General features: G+C 69.4%; 19 protein-coding genes and 2 tRNA genes. 16 read left to right on the top strand and 5 right to left on the bottom strand.

What is annotated here, in order from left to right:
* Positions 1-28: 28 nt before the first annotated feature.
* From recF to OG927_RS16235, 6 genes are all read left to right on the top strand, one after another.
* Positions 29-1,159 carry a DNA replication/repair protein RecF gene (recF, locus tag OG927_RS16260; RefSeq protein ID WP_056793167.1) on the top strand — a complete coding sequence of 377 codons (1,131 nt, stop codon included), beginning with the start codon at positions 29-31 and terminating at the stop codon, positions 1,157-1,159.
* A complete protein-coding gene (locus OG927_RS16255; protein WP_408058074.1) occupies positions 1,156-1,725 on the top strand; it encodes a DUF721 domain-containing protein in 570 nt (189 codons plus the stop codon). Before recF ends, OG927_RS16255 begins: the two co-directional genes overlap by 4 nt.
* 401 nt (positions 1,726-2,126) lie before the next feature.
* On the top strand, positions 2,127-4,196 hold the full coding sequence (gene gyrB / locus OG927_RS16250; protein WP_056793169.1) for a DNA topoisomerase (ATP-hydrolyzing) subunit B: 2,070 nt from the start codon (positions 2,127-2,129) through the stop codon (positions 4,194-4,196).
* A 46-nt stretch (positions 4,197-4,242) separates the two neighbouring features.
* Positions 4,243-6,870, top strand: a complete 2,628-nt coding sequence (gene gyrA, locus OG927_RS16245; protein ID WP_056793170.1) for a DNA gyrase subunit A — start codon at positions 4,243-4,245, stop codon at positions 6,868-6,870.
* Between the two features lie 93 nt (positions 6,871-6,963).
* The gene (locus OG927_RS16240; RefSeq protein WP_056793171.1) at positions 6,964-7,560 is read left to right on the top strand and encodes a DUF3566 domain-containing protein; all 597 of its coding nucleotides are present in this window, start codon (positions 6,964-6,966) and stop codon (positions 7,558-7,560) included.
* Between the two features lie 71 nt (positions 7,561-7,631).
* Positions 7,632-7,705, top strand: a tRNA-Ile gene (locus OG927_RS16235).
* Between the two features lie 392 nt (positions 7,706-8,097).
* Here the strand turns inward: OG927_RS16235 and OG927_RS16230 are convergent.
* The gene (locus OG927_RS16230) at positions 8,098-8,469 is read right to left on the bottom strand and encodes a DUF6344 domain-containing protein (RefSeq protein ID WP_330320364.1); all 372 of its coding nucleotides are present in this window, start codon (positions 8,467-8,469) and stop codon (positions 8,098-8,100) included.
* A gap of 280 nt (positions 8,470-8,749) precedes the next feature.
* Here OG927_RS16230 and OG927_RS16225 point away from each other — a divergent pair, with 280 nt between their 5' ends.
* Both OG927_RS16225 and OG927_RS16220 read left to right on the top strand, forming a co-directional pair.
* Complete coding sequence (locus OG927_RS16225) at positions 8,750-8,884, top strand: DLW-39 family protein (protein WP_003958712.1); 135 nt, start codon at positions 8,750-8,752, stop codon at positions 8,882-8,884.
* 834 nt (positions 8,885-9,718) lie between these two features.
* Positions 9,719-11,056: a hypothetical protein gene (locus OG927_RS16220; protein WP_330320363.1), complete on the top strand. Its 1,338-nt coding sequence runs from the start codon at positions 9,719-9,721 to the stop codon at positions 11,054-11,056.
* 24 nt (positions 11,057-11,080) lie between these two features.
* On the opposite strand, the gene OG927_RS16215 is transcribed toward OG927_RS16220, so the two are convergent.
* Positions 11,081-12,442: a serine/threonine protein kinase gene (locus OG927_RS16215; RefSeq protein ID WP_056793174.1), complete on the bottom strand. Its 1,362-nt coding sequence runs from the start codon at positions 12,440-12,442 to the stop codon at positions 11,081-11,083.
* 107 nt (positions 12,443-12,549) lie between these two features.
* Positions 12,550-13,098, bottom strand: coding sequence for a helix-turn-helix domain-containing protein (locus tag OG927_RS16210; RefSeq protein WP_056793175.1), 549 nt, complete (start codon positions 13,096-13,098; stop codon positions 12,550-12,552).
* Positions 13,099-13,270: 172 nt separating this feature from the next.
* Between OG927_RS16210 and OG927_RS16205 the strand changes: the two genes are divergently transcribed.
* Positions 13,271-13,343, top strand: a tRNA-Ala gene (locus tag OG927_RS16205).
* A gap of 514 nt (positions 13,344-13,857) precedes the next feature.
* Here the strand turns inward: OG927_RS16205 and OG927_RS16200 are convergent.
* A complete protein-coding gene (locus OG927_RS16200) occupies positions 13,858-14,583 on the bottom strand; it encodes a DUF5324 family protein (RefSeq protein WP_056793176.1) in 726 nt (241 codons plus the stop codon).
* A gap of 348 nt (positions 14,584-14,931) precedes the next feature.
* Between OG927_RS16200 and OG927_RS16195 the strand changes: the two genes are divergently transcribed.
* Together OG927_RS16195 and OG927_RS16190 are read left to right on the top strand one after the other, a co-directional pair.
* Positions 14,932-15,459, top strand: coding sequence for a peptidylprolyl isomerase (locus OG927_RS16195; protein ID WP_056793177.1), 528 nt, complete (start codon positions 14,932-14,934; stop codon positions 15,457-15,459).
* Between the two features lie 264 nt (positions 15,460-15,723).
* Positions 15,724-16,629, top strand: coding sequence for a rhomboid family intramembrane serine protease (locus tag OG927_RS16190; RefSeq protein WP_056793178.1), 906 nt, complete (start codon positions 15,724-15,726; stop codon positions 16,627-16,629).
* A 254-nt stretch (positions 16,630-16,883) separates the two neighbouring features.
* Here the strand turns inward: OG927_RS16190 and crgA are convergent, their stop codons facing one another.
* On the bottom strand, positions 16,884-17,138 hold the full coding sequence (crgA, locus tag OG927_RS16185; protein WP_056793179.1) for a cell division protein CrgA: 255 nt from the start codon (positions 17,136-17,138) through the stop codon (positions 16,884-16,886).
* A 136-nt stretch (positions 17,139-17,274) separates the two neighbouring features.
* Here crgA and OG927_RS16180 point away from each other — a divergent pair, with 136 nt between their 5' ends.
* The 5 genes from OG927_RS16180 (at position 17,275) to OG927_RS16160 (ending at position 21,237) form a co-directional block, all read left to right on the top strand.
* Positions 17,275-18,042, top strand: coding sequence for a DUF881 domain-containing protein (locus tag OG927_RS16180; RefSeq protein ID WP_063887937.1), 768 nt, complete (start codon positions 17,275-17,277; stop codon positions 18,040-18,042).
* A 153-nt stretch (positions 18,043-18,195) separates the two neighbouring features.
* Positions 18,196-18,384 (top strand): hypothetical protein, encoded by a 189-nt coding sequence (locus tag OG927_RS16175; protein ID WP_056793181.1) that lies wholly within the window; start codon positions 18,196-18,198, stop codon positions 18,382-18,384.
* The gene (locus tag OG927_RS16170; RefSeq protein WP_056793182.1) at positions 18,381-19,019 is read left to right on the top strand and encodes an aminodeoxychorismate/anthranilate synthase component II; all 639 of its coding nucleotides are present in this window, start codon (positions 18,381-18,383) and stop codon (positions 19,017-19,019) included. The genes OG927_RS16175 and OG927_RS16170 overlap by 4 nt, the downstream gene beginning before the upstream one ends.
* On the top strand, positions 19,016-20,482 hold the full coding sequence (locus tag OG927_RS16165) for a class E sortase (RefSeq protein WP_209470170.1): 1,467 nt from the start codon (positions 19,016-19,018) through the stop codon (positions 20,480-20,482). The genes OG927_RS16170 and OG927_RS16165 overlap by 4 nt, the downstream gene beginning before the upstream one ends.
* A 26-nt stretch (positions 20,483-20,508) precedes the next feature.
* Entirely contained in the window at positions 20,509-21,237 is a 729-nt protein-coding gene (locus tag OG927_RS16160) for a class E sortase (RefSeq protein WP_124281874.1), read from the top strand.
* Positions 21,238-21,275: the final 38 nt, after the last annotated feature.

Below are 21,275 nucleotides of genomic sequence, written 5' to 3'. Positions count from 1 at the left end.
GAACACGAAGGCGGGAAGGTCGGCGAACATGCACGTCACGCATCTCTCGCTGGCCGACTTCCGCTCGTACGCCCGGGTCGAGGTCCCTCTCGACCCGGGCGTCACCGCGTTCACGGGCGCCAACGGCCAGGGCAAGACCAATCTGGTCGAGGCGATCGGCTATCTCGCGACGCTCGGCAGCCACCGGGTGTCGTCCGACGCCCCACTGGTGCGGATGGGCGCGGAGCGTGCGGTCGTCCGGGCCGCGGTCACGCAGGGCGAGCGGTCCCAGCTGATCGAGCTCGAGCTCAACCCGGGCCGTGCCAATCGGGCCCGCATCAACAGGTCCTCCCAGGTCAAACCACGTGACGTCCTGGGGATCGTACGAACGGTGCTCTTCGCTCCCGAGGACCTCGCCCTGGTGAAGGGCGACCCCGGCGAGCGCAGACGCTTCCTGGACGAGCTGATCACGGCGCGTTCGCCGAGGATGGCGGGCGTCCGGTCCGACTACGAACGGGTGCTGAAGCAGCGCAACACCCTGCTCAAGTCCGCGGCGATGGCCCGCCGGCACGGGGGCAGGTCGATGGACCTGTCCACCCTGGACGTGTGGGACCAGCACCTGGGCCGCGTCGGTGCGGAGCTGCTCGCTCAGCGTCTGGACCTGGTCGCGACACTGCAGCCGCTCGCCGACAAGGCGTACGCGGACGTCGCACCGGGCGGTGGCCCGGTCACCCTGGAGTACCGCAGCTCGGTCGGTGCCGGGACCGAGCAGGCGCGCACCCGCGAGGAGCTGTACGAGCAGGTGATGGCGGCGCTCGCCGAGGCTCGCAAGCAGGAGATCGAACGGGGTGTGACGCTGGTCGGCCCGCACCGCGACGATCTGGTGCTGGGACTGCGCGGTATGCCGGCCAAGGGGTACGCGAGCCACGGCGAGTCCTGGTCCTACGCGCTGGCACTGCGACTGGCCTCGTACGACCTGCTGCGGACCGAGGGCAACGAGCCGGTGCTCGTGCTGGACGACGTGTTCGCCGAGCTGGACGCGCGCCGCCGTGAACGGCTGGCGGAGCTGGTGGCGCCGGGTGAGCAGGTGCTGGTGACGGCCGCGGTGGACGACGACGTCCCTGGGGTACTGGCGGGCGCACGCTACGCGGTGTCCGCGGGGGCGGTGGAGCGGCTGTGAGCGGTACGAGAGCGAGCAAGGAGCCGTCGGACGCGGTGCCCGGGGCGGCGAAACAGCCCGAGGCGTCGGGCGTCGACCTCGCGCGGGTGGCGCTGCGTGCGGCGAAGGAGCAGGCCAGGGCCCGGGGCGCCGCGGTCCAGCAGAAGAAACAGGCCAGGCGGGGCGGTGGCCTGCGGTCCGGTGCGCGCTCCGACGGGCGCGATCCGCTGGCCCTGGGGTCGGCGATCAACCGGCTGATCACCGAGCGTGGCTGGGAGACCCCGGCGGCGGTGGGCGGCGTGATGGGCCGGTGGCCGCAGATCGTCGGGGACGATCTGGCCAGACACTGTGTGCCGCTGCGGTACGACGAGGATCCGGCCGAGCGGATTCTGACGGTGCAGTGCGATTCGACGGCGTGGGCGACGCAGCTGCGTCTGCTGGCGCCGCAGCTGGTGGCCCGGCTGAACACGGACCTGGGGCACGGCACGGTACGCATGATCAAGGTGCTGGGGCCCGGAGGCCCGGAGCGAAGGTTCGGTCCCCTGCGCACCCCCGGAAGCAGAGGCCCCGGGGACACCTACGGCTGAGCTGGCCTTTTGCTGTTCCGGAACCCCGCGGGCCCGCCCCGGCGCGGGGTGGTGCGATGTACCTCGGTTTCCCCTGTGTCCCGCTTCGGGACCGGTGTGGCCCTTCCGTTATGTGGCTTATCCATCGATTCCCTTCGGGGTGCCGGGATGAGGCGTCCCTCACCGTAGCGGGAGGTTGACAGGCCGAAGCGCTCAATGCCCTCGTGAGCCTCTCAGAGCCCCTTCCCGAATATGGGGAGTCGTCAGCCGCTCATTCAGGGCGGCACATGCGTACTCAGGTACCCGCAAACACCCATTCATGTCGGCGCTACCGGTAGACTGACGGACAATCCCGCTTCCGTGCGGGAGTCGTCGATACAAGCCGAACGACGCAGCCGCTCCCGCCTGCCCGGAGACGGCCTGTGCTGTGCCAGAAAGGGCGCTTCGTGGCCGATTCCGGCAACCCCAACGAGAACAACCCGTCCACAGCCGGTGAGTCCGGCGAGGTCACCGCCTCGTACGACGCCAACGCCATCACGGTCCTCGAGGGCCTGGACGCGGTCCGCAAGCGACCCGGTATGTACATCGGTTCCACCGGTGAGCGCGGCCTCCACCACCTCGTGCAAGAGGTGGTCGACAACTCGGTCGACGAGGCGATGGCCGGCCACGCGGACACGATCGACGTCACGATCCTCGCCGACGGCGGAGTGCGCGTCATCGACAACGGCCGGGGCATCCCGGTCGGCATCGTGCCGTCCGAAGGCAAGCCGGCCGTCGAGGTCGTCCTCACCGTGCTGCACGCCGGCGGCAAGTTCGGCGGCGGCGGCTACGCCGTCTCCGGCGGTCTGCACGGTGTCGGCGTGTCCGTCGTCAACGCGCTGTCCACCCGGGTGGCCGTCGAGGTCAGGACGGACGGCTACCGCTGGACCCAGGACTACAAGCTCGGCGTCCCGACCGCGCCGCTGGCCCGTCACGAGGCCACCGACGAGACCGGTACGACCGTCACCTTCTGGGCCGACGGGGACATCTTCGAGACCACCGAGTACTCCTTCGAGACCCTCTCGCGCCGCTTCCAGGAGATGGCGTTCCTCAACAAGGGCCTCACCCTCAAGCTGACCGACGAGCGCGAGTCGGCGAAGGCGACGGCGGGCGCGGACAGCGCGGAGGCCGTCGAGGTTCCCGAGGAGGAGACGACCCGGTCGGTCACGTACCACTACGAGAACGGCATCGTCGACTTCGTCAAGTACCTCAACTCCCGCAAGGGCGACGTCATCCACCAGTCGGTGATCGACATCGAGGCCGAGGACAAGGAGCGTCTCCTCTCGGCCGAGATCGCCATGCAGTGGAACACGCAGTACACCGAAGGGGTCTACTCCTTCGCCAACGCGATCCACACGCATGAGGGGGGTACGCACGAGGAGGGCTTCCGTGCGGCGCTGACCTCCCTGGTCAACCGGTACGCGCGCGACAAGAAGCTGCTGCGCGAGAAGGACGACAACCTCACCGGCGAGGACGTCCGCGAGGGCCTCACCGCGATCATCTCGGTGAAGCTGGGCGAGCCGCAGTTCGAGGGCCAGACGAAGACCAAGCTGGGCAACACGGAGGCCAAGACCTTCGTGCAGAAGGTCGTCCACGAGCAGCTGACGGACTGGTTCGACCGGAACCCCAACGAGGCCGCGGACATCATCCGCAAGGGCATCGCGGCCTCCACGGCGCGTGTCGCGGCCCGCAAGGCGCGCGACCTGACCCGGCGCAAGGGGCTGCTGGAGAGCGCCTCGCTGCCCGGCAAGCTGAGCGACTGCCAGTCGAACGACCCCACCAAGTGCGAGATCTTCATCGTCGAGGGTGACTCCGCCGGTGGTTCGGCCAAGTCCGGCCGTAACCCTATGTACCAGGCGATCCTGCCCATCCGCGGCAAGATCCTGAACGTCGAGAAGGCCAGGATCGACAAGATCCTGCAGAACACCGAGGTACAGGCGCTGATCTCGGCCTTCGGTACCGGGGTCCACGAGGACTTCGACATCGAGAAGCTCCGCTATCACAAGATCATTCTGATGGCGGACGCCGACGTCGACGGCCAGCACATCAACACCCTGCTGCTGACGTTCCTGTTCCGGTTCATGCGGCCGCTGGTCGAGTCCGGGCACGTGTACCTCTCCCGCCCGCCGCTCTACAAGATCAAGTGGGGCCGGGACGACTTCGAGTACGCGTACTCCGACCGGGAGCGCGACGCCCTGGTGGCGCTCGGCAAGCAGAACGGCAAGCGGATCAAGGAAGACTCGATCCAGCGCTTCAAGGGTCTCGGTGAGATGAACGCCGAGGAGCTGCGCATCACGACCATGGACGTGGACCACCGGGTCCTCGGCCAGGTCACGCTGGACGACGCGGCGCAGGCCGACGACCTGTTCTCGGTGCTGATGGGTGAGGACGTCGAGGCGCGGCGCTCGTTCATCCAGCGCAACGCCAAGGACGTCCGCTTCCTCGACATCTGAGTCGGCCGTACAAGCAAGCCGCAGCTCGAAAGGACTTTGACCAGCAATGGCCGACGAGAACACCCCTGTGACCCCTGAAGAGGTGCCCGCAGCCGCGGGCGTGGGCATGCGTGTCGAGCCCGTGGGGCTCGAGACGGAGATGCAGCGCTCCTACCTCGACTACGCGATGTCCGTCATCGTGTCGCGTGCCCTGCCCGACGTGAGGGACGGCCTGAAGCCCGTCCACCGCCGGGTGCTGTACGCGATGTACGACGGCGGCTACCGGCCCGAGAAGGGCTTCTACAAGTGCGCCCGCGTCGTCGGTGACGTCATGGGTACCTACCACCCGCACGGCGACTCCTCGATCTATGACGCGCTGGTGCGACTGGCGCAGCACTGGTCGATGCGCATGCCGCTGGTGGACTCCAACGGCAACTTCGGTTCCCCGGGCAACGACCCGGCCGCGGCGATGCGGTACACCGAGTGCAAGATGATGCCGCTGTCCATGGAGATGGTCCGTGACATCGACGAGGAGACCGTCGATTTCAAGGACAACTACGACGGCCGCAACCAGGAACCGGTGGTTCTCCCGGCGCGCTTCCCGAACCTGCTGATCAACGGTTCCGCGGGTATCGCCGTCGGTATGGCCACCAACATCCCGCCGCACAACCTCCGCGAGGTCGCGGCCGGTGCGCAGTGGTACCTGGAGCACCCGGAGGCTTCGCACGAGGAGCTCCTGGACGCCCTGCTCGAACGCATCAAGGGCCCGGACTTCCCGACGGGCGCACTTGTCGTGGGCCGCAAGGGCATCGAGGAGGCGTACCGCACGGGCCGTGGCTCCATCACGATGCGCGCGGTCGTGGCGGTGGAGGAGATCCAGGGCCGTCAGTGCCTGGTGGTCACGGAGCTCCCGTACCAGACCAACCCCGACAACCTCGCGCAGAAGATCGCCGACCTGGTGAAGGACGGCAAGGTCGGTGGGATCGCGGACGTCCGGGACGAGACGTCCTCGCGTACGGGGCAGCGCCTGGTCGTCGTGCTGAAGCGTGACGCGGTCGCCAAGGTCGTGCTGAACAACCTCTACAAGCACACCGACCTGCAGACGAACTTCGGCGCGAACATGCTGGCGCTCGTCGACGGGGTGCCGCGCACGCTGTCGATCGACGCGTTCATCCGGCACTGGGTGACCCACCAGATCGAGGTCATCGTCCGGCGCACGAAGTTCCGGCTGCGCAAGGCCGAGGAGCGGGCGCACATCCTGCGCGGCCTGCTCAAGGCCCTGGACGCGATCGACGAGGTCATCGCACTCATCCGCCGCAGCAACACCGTGGAGATCGCACGCGAGGGCCTGATGGGCCTCCTGGAGATCGACGAGATCCAGGCGAACGCGATCCTGGAGATGCAGCTGCGCCGGCTGGCCGCACTGGAGCACCAGAAGATCACCGCCGAGCACGACGAGCTGCAGGCGAAGATCAACGAGTACAACGCGATCCTGGTGTCGCCCGAGCGGCAGCGGCAGATCGTCAGCGAGGAGCTGGCGGCGATCGTCGACAAGTTCGGTGACGACCGGCGTTCGAAGCTGGTGCCCTTCGACGGCGACATGTCCATCGAGGACCTGATCGCCGAGGAGGACATCGTCGTCACGATCTCCCGCGGCGGCTATGTGAAGCGCACGAAGACGGACGACTACCGCTCGCAGAAGCGCGGCGGCAAGGGCGTACGCGGTACGAAGCTCAAGGAAGACGACATCGTCGACCACTTCTTCGTGTCCACGACGCACCACTGGCTGCTGTTCTTCACGAACAAGGGCCGGGTGTACCGGGCGAAGGCGTACGAGCTGCCGGATGCCGGCCGGGATGCCCGTGGTCAGCACGTGGCGAACCTGCTGGCGTTCCAGCCCGACGAGCAGATCGCGCAGATCCTGGCGATCCGTGACTACGAGGCGGCTCCCTACCTGATCCTCGCCACCAAGGGCGGCCTGGTGAAGAAGACATCGCTGAAGGACTACGACTCGCCGCGCTCCGGTGGTGTCATCGCGATCAACCTCCGGGAGACGGAGAGCGGCGCGGACGACGAGCTGATCGGTGCGGAGCTCGTGTCGGCGGAGGACGACCTGCTGCTCATCAGCAGGAAGGCCCAGTCGATCAGGTTCACCGCGACGGACGACGCGCTGCGCCCGATGGGCCGTGCGACTTCGGGCGTGAAGGGCATGAGTTTCCGCGAGGGCGACGAGCTGCTCTCGATGAATGTTGTCCGCCCCGGTACGTTCGTGTTCACTGCCACCGACGGCGGTTACGCGAAGCGGACCGTTGTCGACGAGTACCGCGTCCAGGGTCGTGGCGGTCTGGGCATCAAGGCCGCGAAGATCGTGGAGGACCGGGGAACACTCGTCGGCGCGCTGGTGGTGGAGGAGACGGACGAGATCCTCGCCATCACGCTCGGCGGTGGTGTGATTCGTACGCGAGTCAATGAAGTCAGGGAGACGGGCCGTGACACCATGGGCGTCCAACTGATCAATCTGGGCAAGCGGGATGCCGTCGTCGGCATCGCGCGCAACGCCGAGGCCGGTCGCGAGGCCGAAGAGGTCGACGGGACCGACGAGGCCGAAGGCAGCACGGTCGAGGCCCAAGCCACGAGCGTGGTCGAGGGCGCAGTCGAGGGCACGGAGCCCTCGGCCGGGGAGCACGAGGAGTAGAGCGTGAGTGGAGCCAAGGGCGCCGATTCGGCCGCTTCCGGAGCTGGAGCGAACGGTGCCCGTGGCTCTGCCACGGACTCCCAAGGGGGCACTGTGACGGACACTCGGGGACCTCAGCCCCAGTACGAGGGGTACGCGACCGGGCCGTTGCCCGGTGAGCGGGAGCCTGCAACGGGCAAGGCGGGGCCCTACCACCCGCCTCAGGCGTATCCGTCCCCCGCGGGCGGTACGCAGGGTGGCGGCACACAGGGCGGAGCACAGGGCGTGGGCGGCGTACAGGCGACCCGGTTGCCCCGGACGGGGGCGCGGACCACTCCGCGTACCCGTAAGGCGCGGCTGCGGGTGGCGAAGGCTGATCCGTGGTCGGTGATGAAGGTCAGCTTCCTGCTGTCCATCGCGCTCGGCATCTGCACGGTCGTGGCGTCCGCCGTTCTGTGGATGGTGATGGACGCGATGGGTGTCTTCGACACCGTCGGCGGCACGATCAGCGAGGCCACCGGCTCGAACGAGAGCAACGGCTTCGATCTGCAGTCGTTCCTGTCGCTGCCGCGCGTCCTCATCTTCACGTCGGTCATCGCGGTGATCGATGTGGTGCTGGCCACCGCGCTGGCCACGCTGGGCGCGTTCATCTACAACTTGTCGGCCGGCTTCGTGGGTGGCGTCGAGCTCACTCTGGCCGAGGACGAGTAGGACACCAGGTATCGATTTTGGGACTGGCCCCGACGTGCGCTAATCTTCAGAAGTCAGCGCAGCAGCGCGGCGGGGCTATAGCTCAGTTGGTTAGAGCGCATCCCTGATAAGGATGAGGCCACAGGTTCAAATCCTGTTAGCCCCACTTGCGAGAAGACCCCCAGTCGATCATGGCTGGGGGTCTTCGGCGTACTCGGCCGACATCAGCCGCTGAGTGAGTCCTCCGGAGGCCCGGTGAGTACGGGCACGGCCTCCCCGACCCGGGCGAAGCCGCTCGGTCCGTGCGGACCGGGGCTGTCCACGGGGGACTCCCGTGGGGACGCTCGGGGCCGGACCAAGGGCTGCGGGTTCGTGTGACGTCCTTGCCCGTCCTGGCCCCGGCCCATGTCCGGGACAGGACTGTGCCGCTTGTCCGGCGTGCGTGCCCCCATGCTGCCCCGAGGGTGGCTCAGGGGGCGGTGCCGGGCATGGAAAAGGCCCCCGCCGGTGTGAACCGGACCAGGGGCCTGCACGTCGGCCGAGGTGCTCTCGGGGTGTTCAGGGCGGCAGCGGGGACGAGTCCCCGGCCGGGGTGCCGTCGTGGGTGGAGCGGGTGCTGTTCGTCGCGGTCGCGGATGCAGTCGCGGTTTCGGTCGTGTCGGCGGACAGCTGCCGGGCGGTCGGCGAGGAGCCGTGGGCCTCGGCGTGGATGCGCTGCTTCATCGTGGGTGGGAGCGCGCTGTCACGCGGAAGGGCCCATCGCACCGAGGGAGTGGTTGCGGTTGCCGCGGTCGCGCCCATGTGATCCTGGGGCGTGGTCGCCGGCTCCGCCGCCGTGGCCTGGGCGGTGACGAGGCCCAGCGACGCGAGAAGTGCGAAGAAGGCGGTGATGAAGGCGGTCCAGACGCTCTTGATCCTGCAGGTGCTCATGGCCCCTCGCTTTCAGGTGGTCCTGTTTGCTTACCTTTCCGACTATGTGGAGATGACCGGCGGAATCCGGGACCGACGCCCCCGCTGCGGCGATCTTCCGATGAACACCACTCTTATGGTTCAACCGGCCAGGACGAGCTGATCCGGGGTGGAGGGCGGCACCGGCGAGGGGCAGCGCGAGGCCCCGGGGAGGCCCCGGGGAGGTCACCGATCGGTATCGGTCGGTGTGTATAGTCGGGCGGCAGAAGTCCCTTACGCCAAGGAAAGACGAGGTCGCGCGGTGAAGAAGCTTCTCCTGGTCGCACTGGCCGCCATCGGCGGGCTCCTCGTGTACCGCCAGATCCAGGCGGATCGCGCCGAGCAGGATCTGTGGACGGAGGCGACCGACTCCGTGCCCGCAGGTTCGGGTGTGTGAGACGGAACAGTCTGTTATGAGCCCCGGCCGCTGAGCGGCCGGGGCTTTTCGTTGTCCGGAGCGCTGTTGCGGGACCGTGACGGCTGCACCCGTGAGTTCGCCCAAGCAAATCACTGGGTTGCGTGAGCGAAGTGGCTGGAATGAGAGGGCTTCGGCGAGGGCGCGGACGAGGGCGGCGATGCGTCGCCGTGGTGCGACGACGGGGCCCATGACCCGCGGGAAGCTGCCCCTCTGGTGCGAGGTCCCGGCCTGGCGGTGGCGGGGGCAGCAGGTCCGCTACGCGGCGGAGTTCACCGACGAGCCCACGGTGCGGGGCGCTCCCTCCACCCGCCCGTACGGTCGGCACACCTCACCGCCCCCGTCCGGTTCCCGGTCGACGGCGGCGGGTTCAGCCCGGACGCGACCTATGACGGTCGGCTCGCGGCCCTCCCGATCGGATGGGGCCCGTTGCTCGGACCGACTGCCACGCCATCGGGCTCCGCGGTCCGTCCGGCACACACGTGAGGGCCGCCGCATCGCGGTGACCCTGAGGGCGAGGGTGGCCGGGATCGCCGAGAACCCGCAGATCGGCGTGGTGCTGCGGGTGGCCGCCCTCCGGGACGCCTCTGCGGGGGTCCGGCACGGAGCCTCCGCCCTGAAGTGGAACACCCATGGTGCGAAGCAGGGCAATAGCCGTGGTTCGGCTGTGGCCGCAGACAGCAGCGGTATGCGCGGGGCAGGATGGTCCGGCATCGCGACCGCTGTCGGAGCGGGAGCAGTGGCCGCCTTGATCGCGGGGCTCGTGTGCGTACGCAGCCGTCGCAGGGGCGGCACGCAGACGACGAGGGGAAGCGCGTGAACAGGCAGCGCAACAGGGGCCGGGTGGCGCTGGCGTCGCTCGCGGCGATGTGCGCGGTGGCGGTGCTGCCGGGACAGGCGCACGCGGCCGACGGCCCGGGGGCCTACACCTTCGACCCCGCGGCCACCGCGGTACAGGGGACGGAGACGAATGCCGACGCGTCGGAGCTGAAGCCCGGATCGGTCTACAGGAGCTCGATCAAGGCGGACCAGAAGCTCTACTACCGTCTGGATCTCGACGACAGGACCAACGCGTACGTCTCCGCGGTGGTCGTGCCGAGGAAGGACGGGAAGGTCGCCTACGGGGACGGCATCACGGTCAGCGTCCGGGATCTCAACGACTCGCAGTGCAGCTCCGAGGACGCGATCTTCGAGTCCGCGGAGTTCCCGCGCCCGATCGCCGCGTACGCGTACCGCACCGTGGAGAAGGACAGCACCACGTGCCGCGCGGAAGGCGCCTACAACGTCCTGATCGAGCGGGAGAGCAAGGCCACGTCGGCTGCGGACGAGTGGGACCTGGAGCTGCGGTTCGAGACGGAACCGGCTCTCGCGAAAGGTGAGGCACCGCCCACCGAGGCGCCGGAGAACTGGCCCTCCGCCTCGCCGGCCCCGCCTTCCGGGAAGCAGAAGCGGACCGGGGGCAGTAGCTACTACGACGCCACCAGCCTGGAGACCGGCGAGTGGGTGGACACGATCGCACCCGGCCGGACGCGCTTCTACCGGGTTCCGGTGGACTGGGGTCAGCGGATCTTCGCGACGGCCGCGCTCAGCAACAACAACGCGTCGGACGAGTTCCTCGGCAACGCCTTGGCGGTGTCGCTGGACAACCCGGCGCTCGGCCACGTCGACGACGCGACACTCTCCTACGCCGGGAAGCCCACATCCGTCGCCCTGGACCCGCTGCCGCCGGTGGCGTACGAGAACCGCTACGCCTCGGCCTCGGCCGTCGGCGCCATGCGCTTCGCCGGCTGGTACTACCTCTCGGTGACGCTGAGTCCGAAGGTCGCGGAGCACTACGGGGACACGCCTGTCGGGCTGACGCTCAAGGTGAACGTCGTCGACGAGGCCGGCCGGACGCCCTACCAGGGGGATGCCGGGATCTTCGGGGTGTCCGACGCCGACAGGGACATGGCCAAGAACGGTCAGAGCGCGCCCGAGGCCGGCAAGAGCGACACCATGAAGGTGGTGGCCGCTGCTGGAATCGGGTCGGGAGCCGTGCTGGTGCTCGGACTCGGGATGTGGACGCTGCTGGCCAGGCGCCGGGCCGGCAGCGCCCCCGTACCGCCGGGCGCCGGCGGCCCGCCCCCGTTCGGCGGTCCGCCCCAGACCTGGTGACCCCGCCCGGCGGGGCCGCGCCGGTCAGGTCTGGGTGAGCGCCCAGATGCCCACGGCGAAGCAGATCAGAGCCACGATCAGCACCGGGACCGCGACCTTCGGGGGCGGTCCCGGGCGCGTACGGGGCGACGCGTGCGCGGCGGAGGCCGGGGGCGTGACGACCCCCGCGGGGTGGGGCGCCTGCGGGTGCTGGGACGTGTAGGCGCGGGTGGGCGCCGCCCCGTGCCCCACGGCGGCCGTGGTGGCCTGGTCGGGGCCCGGCGAGGCGGCGGCGAAAGGCGGGGCCGTGTGAGCCGGGGACGTCTGCGCCGGGGCCGCGGCCTGCGGAGCCAGGGGCAGCGGCACGGGCTGCGGGGGCGGAGCGAGGTGGAAGCTGCCCGTCTCCGACATCGACGAGGGCGGCGGTGGCGACGGGGCGTACGGCTGCTGCCCGGCGCTCAGGGGCTGCTGTGGCGGCTGAGGCGTATGTGCGGCGCCGAAAGCCTGTACGGGTGGTTGGTGGGCCTGTACGGGGCCGTCGGGGCCGAATCCGGCGGGCAGTGGTCCGATCTGGTCGAAGACCTCCACCGGCTCCTCGTCCGGGCCGGGATCCGGCAGCATCTCGACGGCGGCGGCCAAAGCCTTGCGCGCACCCGTGGCCGTCCGGAAGCGGGCCTGCGCGTCCGGCTGCAGCAGCCCGGCGAGGACCTGCCACAAAGGCTCCGGTACGCCCTGCGGAGCACCCGGGGTGCCGTGCGCGGCGAAGTACTCGATGAGCGCCTGGGCATCGGGTTTCTGACCCTGCAGCAGGTAGAGCGCGACGAGACCGACGGCGAACAGGTCTGCGGGGAAGTCGGGTTCCGCGCCCATCATCTGCTCGGGGGCGAAGTAACCGGGCGTACCGACGACGTAGTTGGTCTCGGTCAGACGGGGCTCGCCCTTGCGCATCGAGATGCCGAAGTCGGAGAGCCGCAGGTGCGGACGGCCCGATCCGGTGGCCTCCATCAGGATGTTGGCGGGCTTGATGTCACGGTGCACGACGCCCTCGGCGTGCACCGTGGAGAGCCCGGACAGCAGTTGGTCCAGCAGGAGGCAGACGAATCGCGGGGGCAGCGGTCCGTAGTCGCCGATGACATGGGCCAGCGATCCGCCGCTGACCAAGTCCATCGTGAACAGGACCTTGTCGTCGTCGGCCGCCCAGCTGGCGGGAGCCAGGACGTGCGGATGCTCGATCCGCAGGGCCTGCTCGCGGACGAAGCGCAGCAGCGTGTGCGCGTCGCTCTGCTGCAGGACCTTGGCCGCCACGTACCTGCGGCGCCGGTGGTCCCAGGCGCGCCAGACGGCGCCGACCCCACCCCGTCCGATCGGATCGATCAGCTCGTACCGACCAGCGAATACCTCACCCATTGCGCTGCGCCCGCTCCCCGTTCCGGTTTCGGCCCGTGCCCCGGCCGACGGGATACTGCCAGGGCCCTGCAGGACAGGGCCCCTCGTCCCGGGATCCCGGGACCTCTCTAGCTCTGGTGTCCTTCGTAGTGTGCGACCGCGTCCGCGGTGCGTCCCGCTCCGTACACCCGGAGAAACTCTGCCAGTTCGGGGTGGGTCGGGGCGAGGGAGTCCGCGGCGTCGATGATGTCGCCGGCGGCGGAGACCGACCGGAGCAGCGACTGGATCTCGCGGACCACGCGCCGGACCGTGGGAGCCCCGCCGGTGGCGGACGTCTGGCCGGTGCTGGTCAGGACCGAACCGCCCTGGGACTTCTTGATCTCTTCCATCCGGTCCGTGGCCTCTCCCGCGCTGGCACTGCCGTCCGCCACCTGTCCGGCGAGCTCCTGGAGGGCCTGGACGCGCTGGACGACCGCAGGATTGCCGATCTTGGCCCGCTGGCCGCTCATCAGCTGGGACAGCATGGGCGCGGACAGCCCGAGCACCGCGGCGAGCCGGGCCTGGTTCAGGCCGAGATCGTCGATCAGCCTGCGGAAGAGCGCCCCCAGCGGCTCTCCGTACCAGCTGCGCTGGAGCTCCCGGGCTCTAGCCGTCGCCTCTTGCTGCGCTGCGTCCATTGCGTCTCCCCTTCGCTGCGGCTTCGCTGCTGCGAACCTCGTCGTGCATCTTACGGAGAGCGGTTGCGGACCGGGAGTCCCAATCCTTTTGCAAGATTCAGGGGGTCACCCGGTACTCTGTTGTGCGACGGAGGCCGCGGCACGGATGTGTCCGGTACTGTCGGTTTTTCCCGGGGCCTTAGCTCAGTTGGTAGAGCGCTGCCTTTGCAAGGCAGATGTCAGGAGTTCGAATCTCCTAGGCTCCACAATCCACACCCCTGACCTGTGTTTCAGCAGGTCAGGGGTGTTTTGCGTGGCGCGAGGGTGCCCGGGGCGGCCGGGGCCGGGACTGCTTCCCTCAGGTACTTCCCGTGCTCCCTCCGGCGGGCGGCTCGGGCCCGGGCGGGCGGGCGGCTCCGGCTCCGGGCGGGCGACGCACAGCCGGGTGCCGTCGGCCTCCCCGGGCGGCTGGACAGGCCCGTTCCGTGAGCGGGACATTCTGGCCGCCGCCTGAGGCACCCGCCCGGGCCCGGAGGCGTCGGGCTCCTCCGTGACCGTGCTGTCGGGCAGGGGCAGATCCGCGGCGTCTGCCGCTGCGTACCCCTGCGAGGCGTCGCGCGTCGTACGCGGGCTCCACCTCACCGAACCGGGCGGCATGTACGGCGGGGCTTCGAAGCATCGTCCCCGAACCGTGCGCTGCCGGGCGAGGGCCCGGCGCACACGACACAGGAGGGCGCCGGAAGACCGTGGTCTTCCGGCGCCCTCCTGTCCGCGGTGCGCTCAGCGGCGTTCGTCGCGGTCGCTGCCTTCCGCCGTGTCCGCCCCGGCGTCGTCCTCGTCCTGCTTGGCACGGACCTCGGGGTCGAGCACGGCCGAACCGCTGCCGTCGACCGACGTCAGGGGAGCGCGGTCGTCGGCCACCTCGGTGGGGGCAGGCGGCTCGACCAGCCAGTCGGGGTTGGCCTGCTTGTCCCACCACTTCCAGGCGGCGAAGGCGCCGCCCGCGAGAGCGCCCAGGACGAGGGCCCCCTTGGCCACACGGCCGGCCCTGGCACGCCGCTCGTGCTTGCGGACGAGCTTCTGGATCTCCTTGGCCGTCACCTGGCCGCGCAGTGCGGCCAGCGCGGCGGCGCTGCGGGCGGTGGCCTGTTCGGCCATGGGCTGGGCAGCCGCCACCGCGTGCTCGACGCGCGGCACGGTGTAGTCGGCGGCGCTCCGGGCGGCCTGACGTGTGCGGACGGCAGCGCGGTGCGCGGCCTCGTCGACCTTGGGCGGCACATGGGTACGTGCCTGCTCGATGCGGGGCGCGAGATGCGCGCCGTACTGGACGCGGGCCTGCGCGGCTGCCTTCGACACCCTGGGCGCGAGCAGTGCCCGAGCCTCCTGCGCGTAGTGCGCGGCCTGTTCCTTGGCCGTGTCGGCGTAGGGCGCCACCACTTCCGCGGCGTGCTGCGCGCTGTCCTTCGCCGAGTAGGTTGCGGCGCGCACGCTGTCGATGCGGGTCACGGGATCCTCCTCCTTGGTGGCGGGTAGGTACTCCGCCTATCCACCCAGTTCGAAATCATGCCTGCTGAGGTCTTGAGCGCCAGATGGGACGGGCATCCGGGTCACGAACGGCATTCTCAGGCAAAGCGGTGCAAGGGGGGCGCGCGCACGACGATGCCACGGTTCGTGTCGGTACGCGCCGTGGCGCCACGCGCTTGGCCGCATTTGTCCCGCAGGAAGTGTGGGAAAGATGCAGGAAAGCGGGCAACACGGTGAGTGCCGCCCGTTCTTGGGGCGGTGACCGGGGGCGGAGGTGGTGCTCCGTGCGAGGATCGGTGGTCGTCAGCGAAGACTTACGGAAGGCAGACCGTGGCCGAGCAGCTTTACGCCACCTTGAAGACCAGCCAGGGCGACATCGAGATCCGGCTCCTGCCGAACCACGCGCCCAAGACGGTCAAGAACTTCGTCGAGCTCGCCCGGGGCGAGCGTGAGTGGACCAACCCGGCGACCGGCCAGAAGTCCACGGACAAGCTGTACGACGGCACTGTCTTCCACCGCGTCATCAGCGGCTTCATGATCCAGGGCGGCGACCCGCTGGGCAACGGCACGGGCGGCCCGGGGTACGAGTTCGGCGACGAGTTCCACCCGGACCTCGCCTTCACCAAGCCGTACCTGCTGGCGATGGCCAACGCGGGTCCGCGCACCAACGGCTCGCAGTTCTTCCTGACCGTTTCACCCACGGCGTGGCTGACCGGCAAGCACACGATCTTCGGTGAGGTCGCCGACGACGCGGGCCGGAAGGTCGTGGACGCCATCGCGGCGGCCGCAACCAACCCGCGCACGCACCGTCCGCTGCAGGACGTGGTGATCGAGTCGGTCGCCATCGAGACCCGCTGACGTCCGTGCCGACGCCATGAGGCCGCCGGAGCCCTGTGCGGCGTCGCCGGGACCGTCGGCCCTCACCTCGGCGTCGTCGGAATGCACCGGCCCCCGGCCGGGGCGTCGTCGGCCCCTGGCCCGCCGGCGGCCGGCACCGGGTCCTGTCGGCCCCGGACTCCCGGGAACCTAATGCCCCGTTCGTCCGTACTGTTACATAACAGGCGAGCGGGGCGGACGCAGGTGCGCCGCCTTCACGGACGAGGACCGAAGGGGCCCTGACCGATGGAGCAGCAGCCACCGGAAGACCGTGACGTGTCCGCTGCCGCGGACGGTCCGGCCACGTGTTACAGGCATCCGGGCCGGGAGACGGGGATCCGCTGCGTCCGCTGCGATCGCCCGATCTGCACCGACTGCATGATCGACGCCTCGGTGGGGTTCCAGTGTCCGGACTGTGTCCGGGAGGGCTCCGGTACGGGTCACCATCCGGCGGCGAGCCGGCCGCGCACCCTGGCGGGCGGCACCGTCGCGAGTGACCCCCGGCTGGTGACCAAGATCCTGATCGGGCTGAACCTCGCGGTGTTCATCGCCGTCTCGGTCGCCGGGCGCCCTCTGATCGACGATCTTCTGCTCTTCGGCCGTGCCTACACGGGGAATCAGCCGTCCGGCCTCGAAGGTGTGGCCGAGGGCCAGTGGTATCGCCTGGTGACGTCGATGTTCCTGCACCAGGAGGTGTGGCACATCGCCTTCAACATGCTGGGCCTGTGGTGGCTCGGCGGGCCTTTGGAAGCCGCGCTGGGGCGGGTCCGCTACCTGCTGCTGTACGTGCTCTCGGGGCTGGCGGGCAGCGCCCTCACGTACTGGATCGCCGACCCGGCTCAGGGCTCGCTCGGTGCTTCCGGCGCCGTCTTCGGGCTGCTGGGCGCCACGGCGGTTCTGATGCGCCGGATGAACTACGACATGCGGCCCCTGATCGCGCTCCTCGTGGTGAACCTGATCTTCACCTTCAACCCGTGGGGTGCGATCGCCTGGCAGGCACACATCGGCGGCCTGGTCGCGGGTGCCCTGATCGCGATCGCCATGGTGCACGCGCCGCGTGAGCGGCGGAACCTCGTACAGTACGGGGCCTGTGCGCTCGTCCTGGTGACGGTCGTCGTGATCGTTCTCGCCAGGAGTGCAGCCCTCGCCTGAGCGGAATGCGGCGCTCCGAGGGTTGAGTTGTCCACAGAACGTGTCGGATCTTGTGCATGGCGTGGGGAACAGGTGTGCCCCTTGTCGCTGAACTGGGTTTTTCCAGTCAGGACAAGGGGCATTCTGTCGCGCGATGCGAGAGTGTGCAGTCACACCGGCGTCAACCGCGAAGGAAGTTATCCACAGATCGTCCGACCTTTTCCCCTGTCTGTGGATAACTCTGTGGGTAACTCAGGGGAGGAGTGAGCGCAGGGCTACTTCCACTGCGTGGAGACGCCGAAGCCGCCCGCGATGAAGCCGAAGCCCACCACGATGTTCCAGTTGCCCAGGGCATCGATCGGCAGATCGCCCTCGGTCACATAGAAGACCACGATCCAGGCCAGACCGATGAGGAAGAGCGCCAGCATCACCGGCGCCACCCAACTCCGGTTGGTCAGCTTTATGTTGGTGGACTGCCTCTCCGGCGGAGGCGTGAAGTCTGCCTTCTTGCGGATACGTGACTTCGGCACGAGGGACTCTCCTGTCGATGCGCTGCGTGACCGCGCAGGGATCTGTGGCTGGCGCCGGGGCGCAAGGGGGAATGCTGCCTCCCCGGGGCGTCCGTTAGCGTAGTGCTTCCGTGGCGCCTAAGGAGATAAGGGTACGTTGAGCAATTCTGCCGACTCTCCCCAAGGTCCGGCCCGGCATGTGTCCCGGTGGCCGGTCCAGAGCCTCACCGCTGCCGTCTTCGCACTGGCCGGACTCATCTTCGTCACCAGCGCCAATACCGCCAAGGGTACGGACATCCGTACCGACTCCTCCCTGCTGAAGCTGTCCGACCTCATCCAGCAGCGCAGCGAGAACAACGCGGAGCTGGACGAATCCACTGCCGCGGTGCGCGCGGACATCGACGCGCTCGCCCGGCGTGACGACGGGAGCACCAGGGCGGAGGACGCGAAGCTCGACGCGCTGGAGAAGGCCGCGGGCACGACGGAGCTCACGGGTGGGGCCGTCAGCGTCACTCTGAACGACGCGCCGCCCGACGCCACCGCGAACCCCGGCTACCCCGAGCCGCAGCCCAATGACCTGGTCATCCACCAGCAGGATCTGCAGGCCGTCGTGAACGCCCTCTGGGAGGGCGGGGCCCGCGGGATCCAGGTGATGGACCAGCGGCTGATCTCCACGAGTGCGGTGCGCTGCGTCGGCAACACGCTGATCCTGCAGGGCCGGGTGTACTCCCCGCCGTACAAGGTCACCGCGGTGGGTGACCCCGGCGAGCTCAAGCAGGCGCTCAACCGTTCCACGGCGATCCAGAACTACCAGCTGTACGTGAAGGCGTACGGGCTGGGCTGGAAGGTCGACGAGGACGACCGGGTGACGCTTCCCGGGTACTCGGGCACGGTCGACCTGCATTACGCACAGCCGGTGGAATAGCTCTGCGGCCGATGCCGGAGGCGGGATCCGGGCCGCGCTCGTCCACAGCCGCCGCACAGCGGTGACGCGCGGTGGTTCCGCGGCTTTCCACAGCTGACCCATGTCCGACCCCCGGACCTTTAGTCTGGTGCCGTACCGAACGGAGGCGACAGCATGTACGGCTGGATCTGGCGGCATCTGCCGGGCAACACATGGGTGAGGGGCTTTCTCTCGCTCGTGCTGGTCCTGGCCGCTGTCTACGCGCTCTTCCAGTACGTCTTCCCCTGGGCGGAGCCCCTGCTCCCGTTCGGTGACGTGACGGTGGACGGCGAAGGAACCGGCGGAGCGGAGACCGGTCAGTGAGCGCGCGCATTCTCGTCGTCGACAACTACGACAGCTTTGTCTTCAACCTCGTCCAGTACCTCTACCAGCTCGGCGCCGAGTGCGAGGTGGTGCGCAACGACGAGGTGACCACGGCGCACGCCGGGGACGGCTTCGACGGTGTCCTGCTGTCGCCCGGACCCGGCACGCCCGAGCAGGCCGGTGTCTGCATCGAGATGGTGCACCACTGCGCGCGGACCGGTGTCCCCGTCTTCGGCGTCTGCCTGGGCATGCAGTCGATGGCCGTCGCGTACGGCGGTGTGGTGGACCGTGCGCCGGAGCTGCTGCACGGCAAGACCTCCCCCGTGCTGCACGAGGGCAAGGGCGTGTTCGCCGGTCTTCCGTCCCCGTTCACCGCGACGCGCTACCACTCCCTCGCCGCGGAGCCGGCGACGGTCCCTCCCGAGCTGGAGGTCACCGCGCGGACCGCCGACGGGATCATCATGGGGCTGCGACACCGTGAACTGGCGGTGGAAGGAGTGCAGTTCCACCCGGAGTCGGTGCTCACGGAGCACGGCCACCTGATGCTCGCGAACTGGCTGGCGCAGTGCGGTGACGCGGGGGCCGTCGCGAGGTCGGTGGGGCTCGCCCCAGTGGTGGGCAAGGCCGCGGCGTGACCGCACACCGTCCCGAACCCGGTGCCGGGCAGAACGGCCCGTACGCGCAGGGAGCGTACGAGGCCGACGGCACGTTCGAGGCGGCGGTGGAGAAGCTCGCTGACCCGCTGAACGACCCCTTGCCGGGGCAGCGTTCGGCGTCGTGGCCGCGGCCCGAGACCGCCCCGGCGGACGGTTCGACCGGACCGGACCCCTCGCGAGCGGCACAGCAGGGGTCTCAGCAGCCCCAGGAGGCCCCTGGGGAGTGGTACGACCCGGAGGGGTACCAGCGGGACTGGTACGGGCAACGGGAGCCGGAACCGGCCCCTCAGCCGGTTTCTGCTCCGACGACGGCCGCGGCGCCAGGTTCCACATCGTTCCGGGTCCCTGCTCCGGCACCCGATCCCGTGCCACTTCGGACCTCCGCTGCGGCTCCCGGCCCCGTGCCCGGTTCGGCCTCCGGCCCTGTGCCTTTCGGGGCCTCCGCTGCGGCTCCCCAGGTCCGGGCCGACGAGACCGTCGCCCTGCGGACGGCGGATGTGCGGCGCCCGTCGCGGACGGGCGGCCACGGGTCCGGCCTCGATGCTCCGGTGCCGGAACCGTCGTCCGGCCCGCTGCCGGACTCCCCGGCCGCCGGAGCCGTGCCCACCGGCGGCCGGGCCGAGCGCCGGCGAGCGGCCAAGGGCCGCGGCAGGCGGCGCGTCGAACCGCCGCGTACGGCGGAGGCGGACCCGGCCGAGTCCGTGGCCCCGGCCGAGTCCGTGGCCCCGATGTCCAGGCTGGAGGCCCGGCGTGCGGCCCGAGCGGCCAAGGACAGCCCGGCCGTCGTCGCCAGCCGGGTCGTCGGTGAAGTGTTCATCACCTTCGGTGTGCTGATGCTCCTGTTCGTCACCTACCAGCTGTGGTGGACGAACGTCCGTGCCGACCAGATCGCCGGCCGGGAGACGCACAAGATCCAGGACGACTGGGCGAGCGGCGAGCGCACCCCGGGTGCCTTCGAGGCCGGCCAGGGTTTCGCCATCATGCACATCCCGAAGCTGGACGTGGTCGCACCGATCGCCGAGGGCATCGACAAGGAGAAGGTCCTCGACCGCGGCATGATCGGGCACTACGCCGACGGCAAGCTGAAGACCGCCATGCCCTCCGAGAAGCAGGGGAACTTCGCGGTCGCCGGCCATCGCAACACCCACGGCGAGCCGTTCCGCTACATCAACAAGCTGAAGCCCGGCGACCCGATCGTGGTCGAGACCCAGGACGCTTACTACACCTACGAGATGACCAGCATCCTTCCGCAGACGTCGCCGTCCAACGTCGCGGTGATCGGCACGGTGCCGCCGGGGTCCGGCTTCACCGGTCCGGGCAGGTACATCACGCTGACGACGTGTACGCCCGAATTCACGAGTACGTACCGAATGATCGTGTGGGGCAAGATGGTCGACGAACGGCCGCGCAGCGAGGGGAAGCCCGACGCGCTCGTCGGCTGAACATCATCACGACAGGGGCGGGTGCGGTGGCAGCGAGGACCGAGCACGAAGAGCGCGTCGACGGGTCATCCCCGCCGGTACGACGCCGGAGCCGTCACCCCGTCGCGGCGGCCGTGAGCCTCTTCGGCGAGCTGCTGATCACCGGCGGTCTGGTGCTGGGCCTCTTCGTCGTCTACTCGCTGTGGTGGACCAACGTGCTCGCCGACCGTGAGGCCGACAAGCAGGGCAACTCCGTCCGCGACCGCTGGGCGGGCGGGCCCGGTGCGCTCGACACCAGGAACGGCATCGGCTTCCTGCATGTGCCCGCCATGGAGAACGGCGAAGTGCTGGTCAAGAAGGGCACGGACCCCAAGACCCTCAACAACGGCATCGCGGGCTACTACACGGATCCTGTGGAATCGGCGCTGCCCTCGGACGAGCAGGGCAACTTCACCCTCGCCGCGCACCGGGACGGCCACGGCGCCAAGTTCCACAACATCGACAAGGTGAAGACGGGCGACGCCGTCGTCTTCGAGACCAAGGACACCTGGTACGTCTACAAGGTCTACGCCGAGCTCCCCGAGACGTCGAAGTTCAACGTCGACGTGATCGCCCCCGTTCCTGAGGAGTCGGGTGTGAAGAAGCCCGGCCGCTACATCACGCTGACGACGTGCACGCCGGTCTACACGTCGAAGTACCGCTACATCGTGTGGGGCGAGCTGGTCCGTACGGAGAAGGTCGACAGGGACCGCACGAAGCCGGTGGAGCTGCGCTGACCTGCCACGAAGCCGGTGGAGCCGCGCCGACCTGCCAC

Origin of the sequence: Streptomyces clavifer (assembly GCF_036345975.1) — a bacterium.
In the GTDB taxonomy this organism is placed as follows: Bacteria; Actinomycetota; Actinomycetes; order Streptomycetales; family Streptomycetaceae; genus Streptomyces; species Streptomyces clavifer.
The sequence above is the reverse complement of the archived record's forward strand: the minus strand, read 5'-3'. Positions and strand labels throughout refer to the sequence as shown.

Excerpts from the sequence above, each read along its gene's own strand:
- recF (WP_056793167.1), top strand. The coding sequence starts at position 29 with ATGCACGTCACGCATCTCTCGCTGGCCGACTTCCGCTCGTACGCCCGG.
- gyrA (WP_056793170.1), top strand. The coding sequence starts at position 4,243 with ATGGCCGACGAGAACACCCCTGTGACCCCTGAAGAGGTGCCCGCAGCC.
- OG927_RS16230 (WP_330320364.1), bottom strand. The coding sequence starts at position 8,469 with ATGAGCACCTGCAGGATCAAGAGCGTCTGGACCGCCTTCATCACCGCC.
- OG927_RS16215 (WP_056793174.1), bottom strand. The coding sequence starts at position 12,442 with ATGGGTGAGGTATTCGCTGGTCGGTACGAGCTGATCGATCCGATCGGA.
- OG927_RS16210 (WP_056793175.1), bottom strand. The coding sequence starts at position 13,098 with ATGGACGCAGCGCAGCAAGAGGCGACGGCTAGAGCCCGGGAGCTCCAG.
- OG927_RS16190 (WP_056793178.1), top strand. The coding sequence starts at position 15,724 with ATGGAGCAGCAGCCACCGGAAGACCGTGACGTGTCCGCTGCCGCGGAC.
- OG927_RS16175 (WP_056793181.1), top strand. The coding sequence starts at position 18,196 with ATGTACGGCTGGATCTGGCGGCATCTGCCGGGCAACACATGGGTGAGG.